The organism is Stenotrophomonas sp. 82F1 (assembly GCF_056861525.1).
This window is the reverse complement of record NZ_JBSPUD010000013.1, coordinates 16,145-35,114: the sequence shown is the minus strand read 5'-3', so window position 1 is coordinate 35,114 and position 18,970 is coordinate 16,145. Positions and strand designations below refer to the sequence as shown.

The window sequence follows — 18,970 nt, the reverse complement described above, 5'->3', positions numbered from 1 at the left end:
ATTGCCGGAACATTGCGCGCGATCCCCGTGCGGCTTGCGCATTCATCTAGCGTCAGGCGGCATGAAGCGAGGCTGAAAGCGCCGCGGCCGCTCAGCTGCCAGAAAGGAAAAGGGCCGCAGTACGCGGCCCTTCCCCAGGTCTCCCCCGGCCTGGCTCAGTGGCCCATGGCGCGCTGGGCCTGCTTGACCTGCTCCTGCTGGGCGTCCTGCTGCTGCAGGACATTCGGTGCACCGTGCACCGCACCACTGCTGAGCGCCATGCTCTGCTCGCTGGCAGCGCGGGTGTCCACCGCCGCGCGGCAGGCGGCCGGGTCGCCGGCGGTACCCTGTACGGCAAACATGCGCTCACCATTGGTGCTGGGCACCACCGAGTCGATGCGCTGCATGCCGCTGGCCTGCGCTTCCTTGGTCAGTGCGGCGGCAGCGGCCTCCAGTGCATGGCGGTCCTTGAAGGTGCCTGCCGGCAGCCCTTCCATGCCCTTCACGGCCTGGTTGTACATCGGGTTCTGCGGATGGCGCTCGTCATTGAGCAGCGGGCGCTCGCGCGCATCCTTGATCGCATCCAGCGTCTTCGGGCCGATGATGCCGTCCACCGCCAGGCCGTTGTCCTTCTGCAGCTGGCGCACGGCAGCCTCGGTGTTGCGACCGAACTTTCCATCTTCGACCAGCGGCTTGCCGTCGGCACCCACATACCCCAGGTGGCCCAGCTGTTCCTGTGCACTGCGCACACCTTCGCCGTGCGCACCCTGCTTATGCACTTCGTTGCCGGCCTGCGGCTTTTCCTGCGCCGCCGGCTTCGGCTCGGCCGCGCCCTTGGCCTGCGCCTGCTCATGCGTCTGGCTGCGGTTTTCCAGCAGGTCGCGTGCCTGGTGCAGCGGATCGGAGGCGAACAGCTTCCAGTTCGGGTGGTCCTTCACCTGTTTGAGGTAATCCTCCACCGGCATCGTGTGCACGCCCAGCTTGCCGGTGGACTGGCTGATCAGCAGCTTGTCGGTGTTCGGATCACGCACCACCATCACGATGTGGTCGATGCCATTCCAGTGCTCGTGCTTGGTCTTGGCCGTATCCAGGCCGATCACCATGCCTTCCTTCAGCGCACCCGGCTTGAGGATGTCGTCGCGCTTGAGCAGCACGCCCGAGTCCTTGTAGGCCTCGTGCACGATCCCGCCGGAGCCGGCGAAGCCCAGCTTGATCTTGTCGGCGTCGGCGAACACCGCGTGGCCGGCCTTCTGGTTGATCTCGTCCTGGGTCTTGTTGAGCATCGTGCCGACCCAGCCGGAGCAGTCGATGTAGCCCTGCTCGACGTTCTTGCCGGTGACGCCCTTGCCACGGTAGTACTGGCTGGACTCGATGTTGATCGCGTACTTGACGTTGTCGTACTTCACGCCGGCGTTGTAGGCCGCATCCAGCGAAATGCCGGGTGCATCCGGCTTGGCTGCGGCAGCCGTGGCGGTGGCGGCGATGGTCGCGGCACCGGCGGCAACAGCGGCCTGCGCGGCCGGGGTCACGGTCTGCGTCGGTGCGGCCTGCACCGGTGCCGGACGTGCCTGGGCCTCGGTGATCGGCGCGATGTTCTTTTCCGGGATGCTGATCGCGTCGTACTTGCGGTCGTAGTACTGGGCGAAGGTGCTGGCCAGGTCACGATCATTCATCGTGCGCATCTCGGCGCGCGTATGCCCGGTCAGCGCTTCCACGTCACCGCCGATCTGGCCCATGATGCGCGGGCGCATGTCGATCGGATCGCCGTGGCCGTCGCGCACCAGGCCGAACGTGCCGGTGGCGATCGCGGTCTGGATCGAACCGTAACCGGCCGCACCCTGCTGGTGTGCCAGATACAGGTCCAGGCCGCTCGGCTTGTCATCACCGGACAGGTACGGGTGGCCGGTGCGGTCATGGCGCTTTTCCATGTCCACCAGGTTGCGCTTGAACATCTCCGCTGCCGCTTCGGTGTTGCGGGTCGGGTCGTACTCGTGGCCGCTCAGGCCGTACTGCTTGGCCGACGACGGCAGGAACTGGAACAGGCCCTTGGCATCGGTCTTGTCGTTGTGCGCGCGCTCGTCAAAGCGGCCACCGGTCTCGATGTGGGCAAAGCGCAGGAAGTCTTCGCTGGCGATGCCCTTGCGCTGTGCAACCTGCTCGATGATGTCGAGAACTTCCTTTCTGCTGTAGTCACGTTGTGCCATGACACTTCCTCTGGGGTTGATGGTGCGGCCTTTGCCGCGATACGCCAACCGGACTCATCCGTGAGTCTTCAACATGTCGGTCAACAGGTGCTGCGGGGTGGTGCGTCTTACTTTTCGACGTAGGCCTTGCGGGCGGCGTCGTAGTGGTACTGGCGTGCATCGGCCGCACCCAAGGCACGGGTCTGGCCCGGGCCGGAAATGGTGGTGCCGGTGGCGGTGATACTGATGCTGGGCAGGTCGCTGCCGGCGACGGCGTTGAAGGCCAGAACGCCCCGGTTGCTGACGCACGGCATCACCTGGCCGTCGTCGCAGGCGGCCGAATTGTCTTCGCCGGTGATCACCGTGCCCAGGCTGGCCCAGACCTGGCCGTCTTCGGATTTCTCATAGTCCGGGTTGAACACCAGCACGGTGTAGCTTTCGATGCTGGTACCGGTGGCGAAGGTGCTGGTCGGCACCGCCAGCACCAGCTTGCCGGCCGGGGTGCGGTACTCCAGCGGCTTGCGCTTGCTGTCGATGTCCGGCGCGGTGCCGTTGGCGCCGACGGTGCCGATCCACGGCTCGGCACCCTTGAACACCCACGGCCGGTCCGGCTTGTCGCCGGTCAGGGTGAAGGTGGCCTCGGTCAGGGTGACCTGGCTGTCCGGACCGACATCGTCTTCGCCCGGCTTGCCGTACTTCTGCGGCGTGTTCCAGGCAAAGCCGGTGTAATAGCGGGTGCCGGCCACTTCGAAGGCATGGCCGAACCAGAAGGTGGCGACACTGCCATTGGCTACTTCGTACGAAACGGCACCATCGCCGTCGACGTCGTAGATGAAATACAGCACGCTGCCGGCATCGGGGGGCGTGGCGGTGGCCGTGGTGGCGGGTGTGGCGGAGCTCTGCATCGGGGCAACATCCTGTCGTGGCGCGGTGGCGCCCTGTGGTGACGCGGTCGAAGTCGAGGGGGTGCAGGCGCTGGCAAGCAACGCAACGAGCAGGCCAGCGAACGTCGCACACAGGCGTGGGCGGACACGGGCCAAGCGGGATTGCGGAAGGATTTTCATGCACCTCTCCATGGTTTGCGGGCGTCGGGCAGGAAGGCCAACGCAGAACACGCCCCGCCCTCGATGAGGGGGAACGTCGTGATGAGCCGGTCGATTCCTTCGACCTCGCATAGGAAAACCCATCGGGGCGGATGATGGCACAGATGCGACGGCGATCACAGGGGGCAGGGGAGCCCCCGCCAGAGAGTTGTGAACGGCGTCTCAGATCCTGCCGTCGCGCAGGTAGTCGAACAGTTCCGCATCGCCCTTCAGCCCCAGCTTGAGCATGGCATCACCCTTCTGGCGGCTGATGGTGCTGACGCTCTTGTGCAGCTGCAGCGAGATTTCCTTCACCGTCATGCCGGTACCGAGCAGGCGCAGCACCTCCACTTCGCGCGGCGACAACGGCTTGCCGTCGCCCTCGCGCATGCGCCAGCTGCCGGCTTCCTCCACCCGCTCGCGCAGGCTGCGGCTGATGTAGGACTGGCCGCGGTAGACCGCCTGGATCGCCTGCGGCAGTTCATCCATCGACGAACTCTTGTCGACCAGGCCGAGCACGCCGCTGTCGAGCACCATGCGCAGGATCGCCAGGTTGTTGGAGACGCTGAGCATGAGCACCGGCAGGTCGGGATGGCGGCGGCGGATCATGCCGATCATGGCGAAGCCATCGGCCTGGGGGCTGCCGGGCATCGAATAGTCGGTAACCAGCAGATCGCAGGCCTGGGTGGTCAGCAGCGTCATCAGCGCCTGGGCGTTGTCGGCCTCGCCAACGACTTTGCCAACGCCGCTGGACTCGATGACGGCGCGGGTACCGATGCGGACCACGGGGTGATCGTCTGCGATGATGATGCGCAAGGTCATGCTCTAGTATGGCCACCGGCACGCCGGACCGCGACCGTCGCGGTCCCTGGCAGGACTTCCAGGAGATCGTTGCAGATGTGCAGCTGGGCGGCTCGTGGACTGATCCTGTTGACGACCCTGCTGGCTCTGCCGGCGCTGGCCCAGTCCGCGTCCGTACCGGGGCCGTTGCCGCTCAGCCCCCTGCAGCGCGAATACCTGGCCGCACATCCTGTTGTCGTTGTTGGACAGTATGACAGTGGCTGGCCTCCTTTTGAGTCGATCCAGGACGGCAAGCAGGTGGGGCTCGGCCCCGACTACCTGACGCTTTCGACCCGTCAGCTTGGCCTGAAGGTGGAGACGCGCCGCTATCCGGACTGGCCTTCGGTGCTGGATGCGGCATGCCGCGGCGAGATCGACGTGGTGATGAACATCGCGCTCAGTGCCGAGCGTACCCGTTGCATGGTCTACACCGCCGCCTATGCCGAAGCACCGCTGGCCATGGTTGGGCGGCCCCAGGACCTGCGTGCCTCGGAGGCACCCGATCTGGATGGGCTGCGCGTCGTGGTCGAGCAGGACTTCATGACCGGACCGCAGGTGCGTGCACGGTTCCCACGGGCACGCCAACTTGTCGCAGACAACACGCTGACCGCCTTGAATATGGTCAGAGACGACAAAGCCGACATTTTCATCGGCAATGCCTACGTGGCAACCGAACTGATCGCCGCCACCGGATTGAAGGGTGTGGCGTTGCTGCGGCCCAGCGATCTGCCCCCGGAGCAGTTGCATTTCGGTGTGCCCAACAGCAAGCAGCCGTTGTCCGAAGCACTGGATCTGGCGCTCGCCGCCATCAGCGAGGCCCAGCGCGACGCCCTCGCGCAGCGCTGGCTGCCGCCTCCGCAATGGTCGGCATCGGCGCAGCTGGCGTTGAGCCAGGCCGAAAAACGCGTGCTGCAGCAGCCGTTGAAGATTGGTTTTGCGCCCAATGCCGCACCGCTGTCGTTCGCCGACAGGCATGGCAAGCCCAGTGGCCTGACCAATGAGTACCTGCAGCGCCTGCTGCAGGCCGGCGCCAACCTGCAGGTTGAAAACAGCCATGACTGGTACGAGGTGCGCGAGAAGGCGCGTCGCGGGGAACTGCAGGCGGTGATCGGCATTCCTGCCGATTCGCGCTATCTGGGCCCGGAATGGGTGTTCAGCCAGCCCTTCATCACCGTGCCCAATGTGATCGTCACCCGCACCGACAGTCCGTCGATGCTGGGCTTGTCGGACCTGGACGGCAAACGCGTGCTGCTGTCCGATCCGGAGCGCGTCCGTGGCTACGTGCAGCAGCAGGCGCCGTCGGTGAAGATCGTCGCTGCGCGCAGCGCCGAGCAGGCCCTGCAACGTCTTGCTGATGGGGAGGCCGATGCCTACGTGGGCAACCTGGCGCTGGTCGACCAACTGCTGCGCAACCGCTTCCCGGGGCGCCTGCAACTGGCCGCGCCCGCCGGGTTCAACGACCAGCTGGTGCTGGCGGTGGAACGTCGTCATGCGGCGTTGGCCACCACCTTCGACCGCCTGCTGCTGCAGATGGGGCCACGCCAGCGCGAGGCCCTGCGTGGCGATTGGCTGTCGGTGGAATACCGCGATGGGGTGGACTGGCGCACCCTCCTGCGCTGGGGCCTTCCGCTGCTGCTGGTGCTGGCCACTGCAGTGGCGGTGCACGGGCTGGGCCACTGGCGGTTGCGCCGCGAGGTGGCCGGCCGCCGCGAGCTGGAGCAGCGCTTGGCCGAGGTGACCGACAACCTGCCTGCCATCGTCTACCAGGCCCGCCGCGAAGCGGACGGCACCTTGAGCTTCCCCTTCATCGCCGGCGATGTGCAGTCGATGTTCGGCATCAGCCGCCAGCAGGCGGAGACGGATGGGCAGGCGCTGCTGGCATGCATCAATGCCGATGACCGCGAAAAGGTGTTGCGCGCGATGGAACTGGCGGCGCGCAATTTCGCACCGCTTTCCTTCGAGTTCCAGGTCCATCGTGAAGGAAGCGCACCCTGCTGGGTGCGCAGCCAGGCGCACCCGTATTCCACCGAAGCGGGCGCGGTGACTTGGAGCGGTTACTGGGTGGACGTGAGCCAGGCGCGCGCGCAGGCCGACGCACTTGCCGCGGCGATGGTCGAAGCCGAACAGGCAGCGGCAGCGAAGTCGCGCTTCCTGGCCACCATGAGCCATGAAATCCGCACGCCGATGAGCGGTGTGCTGGGCATGCTGGAAGTGCTGGCGCATTCGCCGCTGGACGCCGAACAGCAACGCATCCTCGGCGTGATCGAAGACTCCGCGCAGATGCTGCGGCAGATCCTGGACGACATCCTCGACTATTCGCGGATGGAAGCGGGCGCACTGCGCCTGGAGCCGGTACCGCTACCGGTGCGGCCACTGCTGGAGGGGGTCCATCGATTGTTGCTGCCGCAGGCCACGGCGCGCGGCCTGGACCTGCAGCTGCACATCGACGAACAGCTGGCGCAGGCGCATGAAGTGGATGGCGTGCGTTTTCGGCAGATCGTGTTCAACCTGCTCAGCAATGCCATCAAGTTCACTGTGAAGGGCACGGTGCGGCTGCAGCTGGAGGTGCTGGGCCCCACTGCGGAGGATGGCAGCCAGCCGCTGCGCCTGAGCGTCACCGATACCGGCATCGGCATTGCGCCGGAGCAGTTGCCGACCCTGTTCGAACCCTTCACCCAGGCCGGCGCGTACATCCAGCGCGACCACGGGGGCACCGGGCTGGGCCTGAGCATCTGCCGGCGCCTGGTGCAGAAGATGGACGGCGAACTGAAGCTGGAAAGCACGCTGGGCGAAGGGACGCGGGTCGAGGTGCTGCTGTCGCTGGTGGAGGCGCGCAGCGAGGATGTGATGGCGCTGCAGGCCGAGCATCAGCAGAGCGCGCTGCTGCCCCCTGATCTGCGCCAGGCGCGGGTGATGGTCATTGAAGACCATCCCACCAACCAGGCAATGATGGCCTGGCGCCTGCAGCAGCTGGGCGTGCCGCATGTGCTGGTCGATGACGGGCAGCAGGCACTGGACCGGCTGGCGGAGGAATCCTTCGATCTGGTCATCACCGATTGCCGCATGCCGGTGCTGGATGGATTCGGTTTCACCCGCCTGCTGCGCGAGCGCGAGGGGCGTAACGGCCAGCCGCGGATGCCGGTGCTGGCGCTGACCGCCAGCGTGCTCGACGACGACGCGCGCCGCTGCCGCGAAGCCGGCATGGATGACATGCTGGCCAAGCCGTTGTCGTTGGCGACGCTGCGACAGGCGCTGCTGCGCTGGCTTCCGCGCGCCGACGGTGCGGAGGATGAGCAGGCCGCCGTGGACAGCGACGATGAACCCGATGGCGATGAGGGACTCCCCGACCTGGCGACCCTGCAGCGGCGCTTTGGTTCACGCGAGATCGCCCGGCAACTGCGCGACAGCCTGCTGAAGGCCAGTGACGAGGACATCGCGGTCCTGCAGCGCGCGCTGCACGAAGGCGACCGGGTGACGGCCGCGCTGCACCTGCATCGGCAGGCCGGTGCGCTGGGGGCGGTGGGTGCACGCGGCCTGGCCGATCGCGCCAACGCGCTGGTGGAACGGTTGCAGGCTGCAGGCGGGGAAGAGATCGCGGCGGCGATCGTCGAGACCGGACAGTTCGTGGCGCATCTGCAGCAGCAGCTGCAGCGCCTGGCTCACTGAGCTGCGTGTTCCTGCAGGTAGGCGATCACCAGCGCGCGACGCTCCGCGCTGGGGAACGCGTTGTACATGCGGGTGCCGGGTACCAGATGGGTGGGCGACTGCAGGAAGGTGTCCAGCGTCTGCGCACTCCATACGATGTCGGCGCGGCGCATGGCCGGGGAATAGCCGTAATCGGGCAGGCTGCCTGCACGACGGCCGATCACTCCGTGCAGGTTGGGCCCGTAGCGGTGGATGCCGCCGGCCTTGACGGTGTGGCAGCCGGCACACAGTTCGAACGCCTGCTGCATCGCCTGCTGGCGCGCCTGTTCCGGCGTGCTGGGCGCAGCCGGTGGGCGCTGGCACGCGCTGGAGGCCAGGGTCGTGGCAACAACAAGAAGCAGATGAAAGGCGCGCATGGCGGGCAGGATACCGGTCGCACGCAACGTGGGGCTGTGACCGCCGGTCGCAGCCCCCTCACCGGTCACATGCCGGAGTAGTTCGGTCCACCGCCGCCCTGCGGGGTCACCCAGACGATGTTCTGGGTCGGATCCTTGATGTCGCAGGTCTTGCAGTGCACGCAGTTCTGCGCGTTGATCTGCAGCCGCGCATCGTTGCCGTCGCCGACGAACTCGTACACGCCCGCCGGGCAATAACGTGCTTCCGGGCCGGCGTACTCGGCCAGGTTCACCTTCACCGGGATGCTCGCATCCTTCAGCGTCAGGTGGCTGGGCTGGTTCTCGTCGTGGTTGGTGCTGCTCAGGAACACCGAGCTGAGGCGGTCGAAGGTCAGCACGCCATCGGGCTTGGGATAGGCAATGCGCGCGTGCTTCGACGCCGGCTCCAGGCAGGCATGGTCCGGGATGCTGTGGCGCAGGGTCCACGGCGGATTGCGCACGCCCAGCTTCGGCAGCAGCCACTGCTCGATGCCGGTCATCAGCGTGGCCACGGTCTGGCCCTTCTTGAACCACTGCTTGAAGTTCTTCGACAGCTTCAGTTCGTCGTGCAGCCAGCTGCTTTCAAAGGCGGCCGGGTAGGCGCTGAGCTCGTCGTGCTGGCGATCGGCCACCAGCGCGTCGAAGGCGGCATCGGCGCACAGCATGCCGGTCTTGATCGCCGCGTGGCTGCCCTTGATGCGGCTGACGTTGAGGTAGCCGGCCTCGCAGCCGACCAGTGCACCGCCGGGGAACACGGTCTTCGGCAGCGACATCAGGCCGCCGGCGGTGATCGCACGCGCGCCGTAACCGATGCGGGTGCCACCTTCCAGGTGCTTGCGGATCGACGGATGGGTCTTGAAGCGCTGGAACTCCTCGAACGGGCTCAGCCACGGGTTCTTGTAGTCCAGGCCGACCACGTAGCCGATGGCGACCTTGCCGCCGTCGGCGTGGTACAGGAACGCACCGCCGTAGGTATCGGTGTCCAGCGGCCAGCCGGCGGCGTGCACCACCAGGCCCGGCTCATGCTTGGCCGGGTCGATCTGCCACAGTTCCTTGATGCCGATGCCGTAGGCCTGCGGATCCTTGCCTTCGTCCAGCCTGAAACGGCTGATCAGCTGGCGGCCCAGATGGCCGCGCGCGCCTTCGGCGAAGATCGTGTACTTCGCCTGCAGCGCCATGCCGCGTTCGAAGGCCGGGCCGATGCTGCCGTCCTTTTCGATGCCCATGTCGCCGGTGGCCACGCCGATCACCGCGCCGTCGTCGCCGTACAGCACTTCGGCGGCGGCAAAGCCGGGGAAGATCGCCACTTCCAGCGCTTCGGCCTGCTGCGCCAGCCAGCGGGTGACCTCGCCCAGGCTGATGATGTAGTTGCCTTCGTTGTGGAAGCACTCGGGCAACAGCGCGTGCGGGGTGGTGCGCGCGCCGGTCTCGCTGAGGAACAGGAACTCGTCGCGGGTGACCTTCTGCTTCAGCGGTGCGCCGCGCTCGGCCCAGTCCGGGAACAGTTCGGTCAGCGCGCGCGGGTCCATCACTGCGCCGGACAGCACGTGCGCACCGGGCTCGGAGCCCTTCTCCAGCACACAGACCGACAGTTCACGACCGGCTTCGATCGCGCGTTGGCGCAGACGGATCGCGGTGGCCAGGCCGGCCGGGCCGGCACCGACGATGACCACGTCGAATTCCATGACTTCACGCGGGGGCAGGGCGTTGGCTTCAGCACTCATCGATTGCATGACTCGTGGGTAGTGCCGGCATCGGGGCCACCGGCGGTTGCCTGGGAATCGCGCGTGCAGCCACGGGCGAAACGGTTGTTTGAATGTTGTCAGGGTACCGGGCTGCGCGTGATCGAGCTAGATCGCCGATGTTCACACCGCGATTGCTGCAGTGCAGCGTACGCAGCGTCGGTAGCCGCCAACCTGGGTTGGCGTCCGCGGAAACGCCAGCGCCGACCGAGGTCGGTCTCTACCGGCACACCAAACCCACCCGGATGACCGACAATGGCCGGGTCCCGTCTGCGTGTGAGTGCCATGGCTTTGGATCCGTACGACCTGTTCGATGTCCGTTCCCTGCTCAGCGAGGAAGAGCGCGCAGTCCAGGAAAGCGTGGCCCGCTTCACCAACGAGCGCGTGCTGCCGATCATCGGCGATGCCTTCGACCAGGCGCGCTTCCCGTCGGAACTGGTGCCGGAGATCGCCTCGCTTGGCCTGCTCGGCGCCACCCTGCCGGCCGAGTACGGCGGCGGTGACCTGGGCGCAGTCAGTTACGGCCTGATCTGCCAGGAGCTGGAGCGCGGTGATTCGGGCCTGCGCAGCTTCGTGTCGGTGCAGAGCTCGCTGTGCATGTATCCCATCTACGCGTACGGCAGCGAAGAGCAACGCCGGCAGTGGCTGCCGGCGATGGCGCGCGGCGAACTGATCGGTTGCTTCGGCCTGACCGAGGCGCACGGCGGTTCCGATCCGGCCAGCATGAAGACCCGCGCGGTGCGCGATGGCAGCGACTGGCGCATCAGCGGCAGCAAGATGTGGATCACCAGCGGCCCGGTGGCCGACCTGGCCATCATCTGGGCGCAGACCGAAGACGGCATCCAGGGCTTCGTGCTGGAAAAGGGCATGGCCGGCTTCACCACGCAGGAAATCAAGCACAAGATGAGCCTGCGTGCGTCGCTGACCGGCGCGCTGTTCTTCGACGACGTGCGCGTGCCCGACAGCCACCGGCTGCCGAATGTAAAGGGCCTGAAGGGGCCGCTGGGCTGCCTGACCCAGGCGCGTTTCGGCATCAGCTGGGGCCCGATCGGCTCGGCCATCGCCTGCCTGGACGAAGCGCTGGGCTATGCCAAGGAGCGCGTGCTGTTCGGTCGTCCGCTGGCCGCCACGCAGAGCGCGCAGATCAAGCTGGCCGACATGGCCCGGCGCATCACCATGGCGCAGCTGCTGGCTCTGCAGCTGGGCCGCTTGAAGGAAGCCGGTCAGGTGCAGCCGCAGCAGGTCAGCCTGGCCAAGTGGAACAACTGCCGCATGGCGATCGATATCGCCCGCGAATGTCGCGACCTGCTGGGTGGCGCCGGCATCACCACCGAGCACGTGGCGATCCGCCATGCGCTGAACCTGGAATCGGTGATCACCTATGAAGGCACCGAGACCGTGCATCAGCTGGTGATCGGGCGCGAGCTGACCGGCATCAACGCGTTCTGAAAGCCCTCCACGCACGGCGTGGATCTACCGGGATGGCGGTAGTCGCCAACCTTGGTTGGCGCTCCGGTGCCGACCAAGGTCGGCATCTACCAGACGATCATCCACGCATGGCGTGGATCTACTGGCCGCCGGCAAACCCGTGCTGGCGCCACGCTTCGTACATCACCACCGCAACGGTGTTGGAAAGATTGAGGCTGCGGTTGTCCGGCCGCATCGGCAGGCGCAGGCGGCGACCGTCGGGCAGGGCATCGAGCACCTCCTGCGGCAGGCCACGACTTTCCGGGCCGAACAGGAAGGCATCACCGTCGTCGAACGCCACGCTGTCATAGCGGACGCTGGCACGCGTACTCAGGGCGAACAACCGCTTCGGTGCGATCCGTGCCAGCGCAGTGTCCAGGTCGGGATGCACCTGCAGGCGCGAGTACTCGTGGTAGTCCAGGCCGGCGCGCTTGAGCTGCTTGTCTTCCAGTGCGAAGCCAAGCGGCTCGACCAGGTGCAGCTGCGCGCCGGTGTTGGCGCAGAGCCGGATCACATTGCCCGTGTTGGGCGGGATTTCCGGTTGGAACAGGATCACGTGGAACTGGGGCGCGGCATTCATCGGCGCAGTGTACCTGCGACGGCCGCCGCCTTTACGACGCACGCCCTGCGATGGGCAGGGCGGACGTCGCTTACGGGCGCAGCAGGACCTGGGCGGTTTCGGCAGCGAAGGCCTGCAGCTGGGCGGCGCTCGGACGCACCTGCAGGGCCGGCAGGTTGACGATCACCTGGTTGGCGACGCTGGTGGCGGCGGCGGCCAGGGTGGCGGCGTAGCGCTGGGCTTCCTGCTCGGCAGCCAGGGCGACACGCTGCTCCAGGCTCGGGCGCACTTCAACCGAGGCCAGGGTGGTGATCGGCAGCGCGGCGGCGACCGGGGCGGCGATGAAGCCGTCGCGCTCGCTCAGCTGGTCCGCGCTCGGGCGCACTTCAACGGTGGCCAGGGTGCGGATGCCGCTGGCCTGTTCCCAGGCCTGCTGGACCAGCTGGTCGGCGGCCGGGCGGACCTGCACGGTGGACAGGGTCTTGATGGATTCGGAGGCCTGCACCGACGAAACAACCGCGGTGCCGGCAATCAGGGCGATGGCGATGGCAATGGTCTTGGCGTTCATGACGGGGCCTGTTTAGTGTTGGTGATCAGTGGTGTGGTAGTAAGGTAGAACACTAGTTCTGGGGATGCAAGCGGAATTTTCGATTTCCTGCTTTTGTTCAGTCTTCAGTCAGGTTTTGTCTGAAGCCCTTGCTGGCGCAGGAAGGACAAAGCAATCCCCGTGCCAACTTTTAATCATTGATTCATAAGGGTTTTATGGCGTATGAAAAGTGTCCGCCGGGCGGACACCTGTCCATTCGGGGTGCCGCGGACACTGTCCGGACGTGAATCACCGCCGTTCGTGACCCTGAAAACGTGATCGCGATGGCCGATGTGGCCGATCACCCCCAGTGACTGGTGGCCGATACCGGTGGCCGCACGCCCGCGCTAGGATCGGGATTCACCTATGTGACCAAGGACCCGGATATGTCGCTCACCCTGCGCCCGCGCGCCGCGCTGCTCGCTGTTGCTCTCAGTACTGCTCTCGGCACGCTCGCGCCGACCTACGCGCTGGCGGCCAAGCCGGCCGCGACCAGCAAGGTCGATATCCCGTTCGAGCAGTTCACCCTGCCCAACGGCCTGCGCGTGGTGGTGCATACCGATCGCAAGGCACCGATCGTCGCGGTCAACATCTGGTACCACGTCGGCAGCAAGGATGAGCCGGCCGGCCGCACCGGCTTCGCGCATCTGTTCGAGCACCTGATGTTCCAGAGCAGCGAGAACCACGACGGCGAGTACTTCGAGCCCTTCAAGCAGGTGGGTGCCACCGGCCAGAACGGCACCACCAATACCGACCGCACCAATTACTTCGAGAACGTGCCGACCACCGCGCTGGACATGGCGCTGTGGATGGAATCGGATCGCATGGGCCATCTGGTCGGCGCGATCGACCAGGCCGCGCTCGACGAGCAGCGTGGTGTGGTGCAGAACGAGAAGCGGCAGGGCGAGAACCAGCCCTATGGCCAGGTGTGGGAACAGCTCAACCGCGCGCTGTATCCGGTGGGCCACCCGTACCACCACAGCGTGATCGGCTCGATGAACGATCTCAACGCCGCCTCGCTGGACGACGTCAAGACCTGGTTCCGCACCTGGTACGGCCCGAACAACGCGGTGCTGGTGCTGGCCGGTGACATCGATCTGGCCACCGCCAAGGAAAAGGCCGCCAAGTACTTCGGCAGCATCCCGGCCGGCCCGACCATGGCACAGCCGAAGGTGGACGTGGCCAAGCGCCCGGCCGACACCCGCGAAGTAATGACCGACAAGGTGCCGCAGGCGCGCATCTACCGCGCCTGGAACGTGGCCCAGGTCGGCACCACCGACGTCGACCAGCTGCAGCTGCTGGCCTATGTGCTCGGCGGCGCCAAGTCTTCGCGCCTGAGCCAGCGCCTGCAGCACCAGGACAAGCTGGTGGACAACATCAGCGCCGGCGCCTACGCCTCGCAGCTGGGGTCCAACTTCATGGTGATGGCGACGGTGAAGCAGGGCCAGGATCCGGCCAAGGTCGAGAAGATCATCGATGAGGAAATCGAGCGCCTGCTCAAGGAGGGCCCGACCGCCGAAGAACTGGCACGCGCCAAGACCGGCTCGCGCGCTGCCTTCATCCGCGGCATCGAGCGCATCGGCGGCTTCGGCGGCAAGGCCGACGCGCTGGCCGAATGCACGGTGTACACCGGCGACCCGGGCTGCTTCCGCACCTCGCTGGCCAACATCGACAAGGCCACCGCTGCCGACCTCAAGCGCCTGGGCGCGCAATGGCTGGACAAGGGCAGCCACACCCTGGTGGTCGAGCCGGGTGAACGCGTAGCGCTGAAGGAAGATCCGTCGCAGGCGCCGAAGCCGTTCAACGTGCCGGCGGTGGACAGCAGGTACAGCACCCTGCCCGAGCAGGTGGACCGCAAGGCCGGCGTGCCGCAGACCCGCGAGTTCCCGCAGTTGAAGTTCCCGGCACTGCAGCGCGCCACGCTGAAGAACGGCACCCAGGTGGTGCTGGCCGAGCGCCATGAGATTCCGGTGGTGCAGTTCAGCTACCAGTTCCCGGGCGGCTTCACCGCTGACCAGGGCCGCAAGCCGGGTACCGCCAACTTCACCATGAGCCTGATGACCGAAGGCGCCGGCAAGCTGGGTTCGCTGGCCTTCGCCGATGCGGCCGATGCGCTGGGTGCGGACCTCGATGCTTCCGCCGGCCTGGATTCGGTGGACGTGGAACTGTCCGCGCTGAAGGAGAACCTGGTGCCGTCGCTGGCGCTGTATGCCAGCCTGCTGCGCGAGCCGCGCTTCGAGCAGAGCGAGATCGACCGGGTCAAGGCGACCTGGATCGCCGGTATCCAGCAGGAGAAGGTCAATCCGGGTGCGGTGGCGATGCGCGTGCTGCCGCCGCTGTTGTACGGCAAGGGCCACCCCTACGCGATTCCGTTCACCGGCAGCGGTGATGAAGCGGCGATCAGCAGCCTGGGCCGCGAGGACCTGGTCGACTTCCACCGCGACTGGCTGCGTCCGCAGGACGGCACCCTGATCGTGGTCGGCGATACCACCTTGGCCGAGATCGTGCCGCTGCTGGACAAGCAGCTGGGCGACTGGAAGGCCACCGGTGATGCACCGACGATCAAGGCCACCACCGCCGTGGCACTGCCGAAGAGCCCGCGCGTGTTCCTGATCGACCAGCCGGGCGCGGTGCAGGCCAACCTGTTCGCCGGCCAGGTCGTGCCGCCGTCCAGCGACGCCAGCTCGACCCGCTTCGACATCGCCAACGGTGTGATCGGTGGCGACTTCACCTCGCGCCTGAACATGAACCTGCGCGAGGACAAGCACTGGTCCTACGGTGCCCGCACCAGCGCCAGCAACACCGTGGGCCAGCGCCCGTGGATGGCGATGGCACCGGTGCAGATCGACAAGACCGGCCCGGCCATGGCCGAAATGCGCAAGGAGATCGCCGAGTTCGCCAACGGCAGCAAGCCGGCGACCGACGCTGAAGTGGCGCGCATCCGCAACATCCAGACCCTGAGCCTGCCCGGTGCCTACGAGACCGCCAGCGCGGTGGCCGCGACCATCGGCACGATCGTGCAGTTCAAGCGCCCGGACGACTACGTGCTGCGCCGCAAGGCCGAGATCGAAGCGATGACCCCGGCACAGGTGCAGCAGGCGGCGGCGGAGATCAAGCCGCAGGCGCTGACCTGGGTGGTGGTGGGTGACCTCAAGCAGACCGAAGCGGCCGTACGCGCCTTGAACCTGGGCGAAGTGACCGTGATTGATGCCGAAGGCAACCCGGTCAAGAAATAAGGGGGAGGCCTGCCCGCTTCGGCGGGCAGGCCTGCCGCGGGTAGCGCCGGGCCATGCCCGGCGAGCGCGTAGCGCGGCATCTGGACGTCTTCGAAGAACCGCCGGGCATGGCCCGGCGCTACCGCAGCCCCGTCCCGGCTATCCCTGATTCAGACGGTTCAGGCACACTCCTGACATTCCCTTCCAGGATCCTGCCCATGCGCGTTCTGCTGCTGTCGTCCCTGTTGCTCACCGTCACCGCCTGCACCTGGGTGCCGATCGAACCGGCCGGCAAGGCGACCCGCGTGCTGCCGGCGGGCCCGGTACCGGCCGGGTGCATCTCCAAGGGCGAAGTGGTGGTGACCGTGAAGAGCAAGGTCGGCTTCTACAACCGCAACCCGCTGCGCGTGCAGGAAGAGCTGGAGACCCTGGCCCGCAACGAGGCCCCGACCACCGGCGCCAACGCCGTGCAGGCCGCTGCGGCCCCGGCCGATGGCAGCCAGCGCTTCGCTGCTTTCCAGTGCCCGCCGCGCTGAATCCTTCACCATACGGCCAAGGCTGAATTCGTAAAGATGCGGTGAAGGCCCGGGGGGTTATAGAATAGCGCCCCCTTTGCCTGAGCCTTGGCGCTAACCTCGATGCTCTTCAAGAATGTCTCGATTGCCGGCCTGGCTCACGTTGATGCGCCGCACACGCTGACGACCAAGGAAATCAACGAACGGCTGCAGCCGACGCTGGATCGCCTTGGTATCCGTACCGATGTCCTCGGCGACATCGCCGGCATCCACGCGCGCCGCCTGTGGGACAACGGCGTGCTGGCGTCCGACGCGGCCACCATGGCCGGCCGCAAGGCACTGGAAGACGCAGGCATCGATGCGACGCAGGTGGGCCTGTTGATCAACACCTCGGTCAGCCGTGACTACCTGGAGCCGTCGACCGCCTCCATCGTGTCCGGCAACCTCGGTGTCAGCGACGAGTGCATGACCTTCGACGTCGCCAATGCCTGCCTGGCCTTCATCAACGGCATGGACATCGCGGCGCGCATGCTCGAGCGCGGCGAGATCGACTACGCGCTGGTGGTGGATGGCGAAACCGCCAACCTGGTGTACGAAAAGACCCTGGAGCGGATGACCGCGCCGGACGTCACCGCCGATGACTTCCGCAATGAGCTGGCGGCGCTGACCACCGGTTCCGGTGCGGCCGCGATGGTGATGGCCCGTTCGGAGCTGGTCCCCGACGCGCCGCGCTACAAGGGGGGCGTGACCCGCTCGGCCACCGAGTGGAACCAGCTGTGCCTGGGCAACCTGGACCGCATGGTCACCGACACCCGCATGCTGCTGATCGAGGGCATCAAGCTGGCCCAGAAGACCTTCACCGCCGCCAAGATCGCCTTGGGCTGGGCCGTGGAAGAGCTGGACCAGTTCGTCATCCACCAGGTCAGCCAGCCGCACACCGCTGCGTTCATCAAGAATTTCGGCATCGACCCGAAGAAGGTCATGACCATCTTCGGCGAGCACGGCAACATCGGTCCGGCCTCGGTGCCGATCGTGCTGAGCAAGCTCAAGCAGCTGGGCAAGCTGAAGAAGGGCGACCGCATCGCGCTTCTGGGCATCGGCTCGGGCCTGAACTGCTCGATGGCCGAAGTGGTCTGGTAAGACCCTTCTGCCAGACTCCCTGTAGAGCCGAGCCCACGCTCGGCTCACGCGCGCAGCGCGGTTCTTCCGCGGCCTGACCGGAGAGCAGCCGAGCATCGGCTCGGCTCTACACTGCGCCGCGATTCTTCCAAGGTGCTCCGCATGCGCGATCTTCCCGGTTACCCCGCCCACCCGCAGCGCTTCGAGGTCCGCCCCGGCCTGTCGATGAACTATCTCGACGAAGGCCCGTGCGACGGCGAGGTGGTGGTGATGGTGCACGGCAACCCGTCGTGGAGCTATTACTGGCGCACGCTGGTGGCCGGCCTGTCGGACCGGTACCGCTGCATCGTGCCGGACCATATCGGCATGGGCCTGTCGGACAAGCCCGACGACAGCCGCTACGAGTACACGCTGCAGTCGCGCGTGGATGATCTGGATGCGCTGCTGAAGCATCTGGGCATCACCGGCCCGGTGACCCTGGCCGTGCACGACTGGGGTGGCATGATCGGCTTCGGCTGGGCGCTGTCGCACCACGATCAGGTCAAGCGCCTGGTGGTGCTCAACACTGCCGCGTTCCCGATGCCGGCGGCGAAGAAGATGCCGTGGCAGATCGCGCTGGGGCGGCACTGGAAGATCGGCGAGTGGATCATCCGCACCTTCAATGCGTTCTCCTCCGGCGCGTCGTGGCTGGGCGTGGAGCGGAAGATGCCGGCCGACGTGCGCCGCGCCTATGTGTCGCCGTACAACAGCTACGCCAACCGCATCAGCACCATCCGCTTCATGCAGGACATCCCGCTGTCGCCGGCCGACAAGGCGTGGTCGCTGCTGGAGCGCGCCGGCAAGGCGCTGCCGTCCTTCGCCGATCGCCCGGCCTTCCTCGGCTGGGGCCTGTGCGACTTCGTGTTCGACCACCACTTCCTGAAGGGCTTCCAGGCCGCACTGCCGCAGGCGCAGGTACACGCGTTCGAAGATGCCGGTCACTACGTGCTGGAAGACAAGCATGAAGTGCTGGTGCCGGAAATCCGCGCGTTCCTGGACGCGAATCCGATCTAAGAGGTGTGCCGACCAACGGTCGGCACCCACCGGGAGAAGGAGAGGGTAGGTGCCGACCGTTGGTCGGCACGCCGGACTACGCCGCGATCGGGGCCTGCGGCGAGGGGCTGTTGCCGTTGTCGTCCGGGTGGTCGTCGTCGTTGCCTGCTTCGTCGCGCCAGCGCCAATCGGCCAGGGTCAGCGGATCCAGGCCATAGGCGATGCGCGCCTTGTCGCACTGCGGGCTGGCCTTGCCGTATTCCCATGACGCATCCACTTCGCGGCACACGCTGGGCCGGTTGGGATGGATCGTGCAGCGCGAATAGACGCCGATCTGCGCATCCAGCGCTACGCAGCGCACCGGCTTGGAATGGGTGCCGCGCATGCACAGGCGATGCGGGTCGAGCACCTCGGTGAGCTGGTGCGGCACGCCGCCGGGGGTGACCTCGTCCGATTCCATCCAGTGGAAGGCCACGCGGTACTGGGTGCAGCAGGCGCCGCAGGTCATGCAGGGATGTTGCATGGGCAAGCCGCCTCGGGCGGCATCGGGAAAGGGACGAGGATGCGGATTT

At 66.7% G+C, this 18,970-nt stretch carries 14 protein-coding genes; 6 read left to right on the top strand and 8 right to left on the bottom strand.

All coding sequences use genetic code 11. The features are described 5' to 3' along the window. Window positions 1-155 precede the first annotated feature (155 nt). The 3 genes from AC13GI_RS13565 to AC13GI_RS13555 all read right to left on the bottom strand — a co-directional run bounded on the left by AC13GI_RS13565 (window position 156) and on the right by AC13GI_RS13555 (window position 4,066). Window positions 156-2,183 (bottom strand): XVIPCD domain-containing protein, encoded by a 2,028-nt coding sequence (locus AC13GI_RS13565; protein WP_482996564.1) that lies wholly within the window; start codon window positions 2,181-2,183, stop codon window positions 156-158. 107 nt (window positions 2,184-2,290) lie between these two features. Further along, the gene (locus AC13GI_RS13560) at window positions 2,291-3,067 is read right to left on the bottom strand and encodes a hypothetical protein (protein WP_482996563.1); all 777 of its coding nucleotides are present in this window, start codon (window positions 3,065-3,067) and stop codon (window positions 2,291-2,293) included. A 360-nt stretch (window positions 3,068-3,427) separates the two neighbouring features. Beyond that, window positions 3,428-4,066, bottom strand: coding sequence for a response regulator (locus AC13GI_RS13555; protein ID WP_099819551.1), 639 nt, complete (start codon window positions 4,064-4,066; stop codon window positions 3,428-3,430). A 75-nt stretch (window positions 4,067-4,141) separates the two neighbouring features. Here AC13GI_RS13555 and AC13GI_RS13550 point away from each other — a divergent pair, with 75 nt between their 5' ends. Continuing rightward, window positions 4,142-7,750 carry an ATP-binding protein gene (locus tag AC13GI_RS13550; protein WP_482996562.1) on the top strand — a complete coding sequence of 1,203 codons (3,609 nt, stop codon included), beginning with the start codon at window positions 4,142-4,144 and terminating at the stop codon, window positions 7,748-7,750. On the opposite strand, the gene AC13GI_RS13545 is transcribed toward AC13GI_RS13550, so the two are convergent. Both AC13GI_RS13545 and AC13GI_RS13540 read right to left on the bottom strand, forming a co-directional pair. Continuing rightward, window positions 7,744-8,145 carry a c-type cytochrome gene (locus AC13GI_RS13545; protein WP_482996561.1) on the bottom strand — a complete coding sequence of 134 codons (402 nt, stop codon included), beginning with the start codon at window positions 8,143-8,145 and terminating at the stop codon, window positions 7,744-7,746. The two genes, AC13GI_RS13550 and AC13GI_RS13545, sit on opposite strands and share 7 nt — an antisense overlap. 65 nt (window positions 8,146-8,210) lie before the next feature. Further along, window positions 8,211-9,887 carry an electron transfer flavoprotein-ubiquinone oxidoreductase gene (locus AC13GI_RS13540; protein ID WP_482996560.1) on the bottom strand — a complete coding sequence of 559 codons (1,677 nt, stop codon included), beginning with the start codon at window positions 9,885-9,887 and terminating at the stop codon, window positions 8,211-8,213. A gap of 303 nt (window positions 9,888-10,190) precedes the next feature. Between AC13GI_RS13540 and AC13GI_RS13535 the strand changes: the two genes are divergently transcribed. Continuing rightward, on the top strand, window positions 10,191-11,354 hold the full coding sequence (locus tag AC13GI_RS13535; RefSeq protein WP_100461852.1) for an acyl-CoA dehydrogenase family protein: 1,164 nt from the start codon (window positions 10,191-10,193) through the stop codon (window positions 11,352-11,354). Window positions 11,355-11,472: 118 nt separating this feature from the next. On the opposite strand, the gene AC13GI_RS13530 is transcribed toward AC13GI_RS13535, so the two are convergent. Beyond that, entirely contained in the window at window positions 11,473-11,952 is a 480-nt protein-coding gene (locus tag AC13GI_RS13530) for a tRNA (cytidine(34)-2'-O)-methyltransferase (protein WP_482996559.1), read from the bottom strand. Between the two features lie 70 nt (window positions 11,953-12,022). Further along, window positions 12,023-12,499 (bottom strand): XAC0231 family protein, encoded by a 477-nt coding sequence (locus tag AC13GI_RS13525; RefSeq protein ID WP_380655251.1) that lies wholly within the window; start codon window positions 12,497-12,499, stop codon window positions 12,023-12,025. A gap of 404 nt (window positions 12,500-12,903) precedes the next feature. Between AC13GI_RS13525 and AC13GI_RS13520 the strand changes: the two genes are divergently transcribed. From AC13GI_RS13520 to AC13GI_RS13505, 4 genes are all read left to right on the top strand, one after another. Next, window positions 12,904-15,753, top strand: a complete 2,850-nt coding sequence (locus AC13GI_RS13520) for a M16 family metallopeptidase (protein WP_223487238.1) — start codon at window positions 12,904-12,906, stop codon at window positions 15,751-15,753. A gap of 197 nt (window positions 15,754-15,950) precedes the next feature. Continuing rightward, complete coding sequence (locus tag AC13GI_RS13515) at window positions 15,951-16,268, top strand: DUF4156 domain-containing protein (protein ID WP_025875855.1); 318 nt, start codon at window positions 15,951-15,953, stop codon at window positions 16,266-16,268. 102 nt (window positions 16,269-16,370) lie between these two features. Next, window positions 16,371-17,387, top strand: a complete 1,017-nt coding sequence (locus tag AC13GI_RS13510) for a 3-oxoacyl-ACP synthase III (RefSeq protein ID WP_025875853.1) — start codon at window positions 16,371-16,373, stop codon at window positions 17,385-17,387. Window positions 17,388-17,528: 141 nt separating this feature from the next. Further along, a complete protein-coding gene (locus tag AC13GI_RS13505; protein WP_099819558.1) occupies window positions 17,529-18,419 on the top strand; it encodes an alpha/beta fold hydrolase in 891 nt (296 codons plus the stop codon). 76 nt (window positions 18,420-18,495) lie between these two features. Here the strand turns inward: AC13GI_RS13505 and AC13GI_RS13500 are convergent, their stop codons facing one another. Continuing rightward, a complete protein-coding gene (locus AC13GI_RS13500) occupies window positions 18,496-18,921 on the bottom strand; it encodes a YkgJ family cysteine cluster protein (protein ID WP_004135417.1) in 426 nt (141 codons plus the stop codon). Window positions 18,922-18,970: the final 49 nt, after the last annotated feature.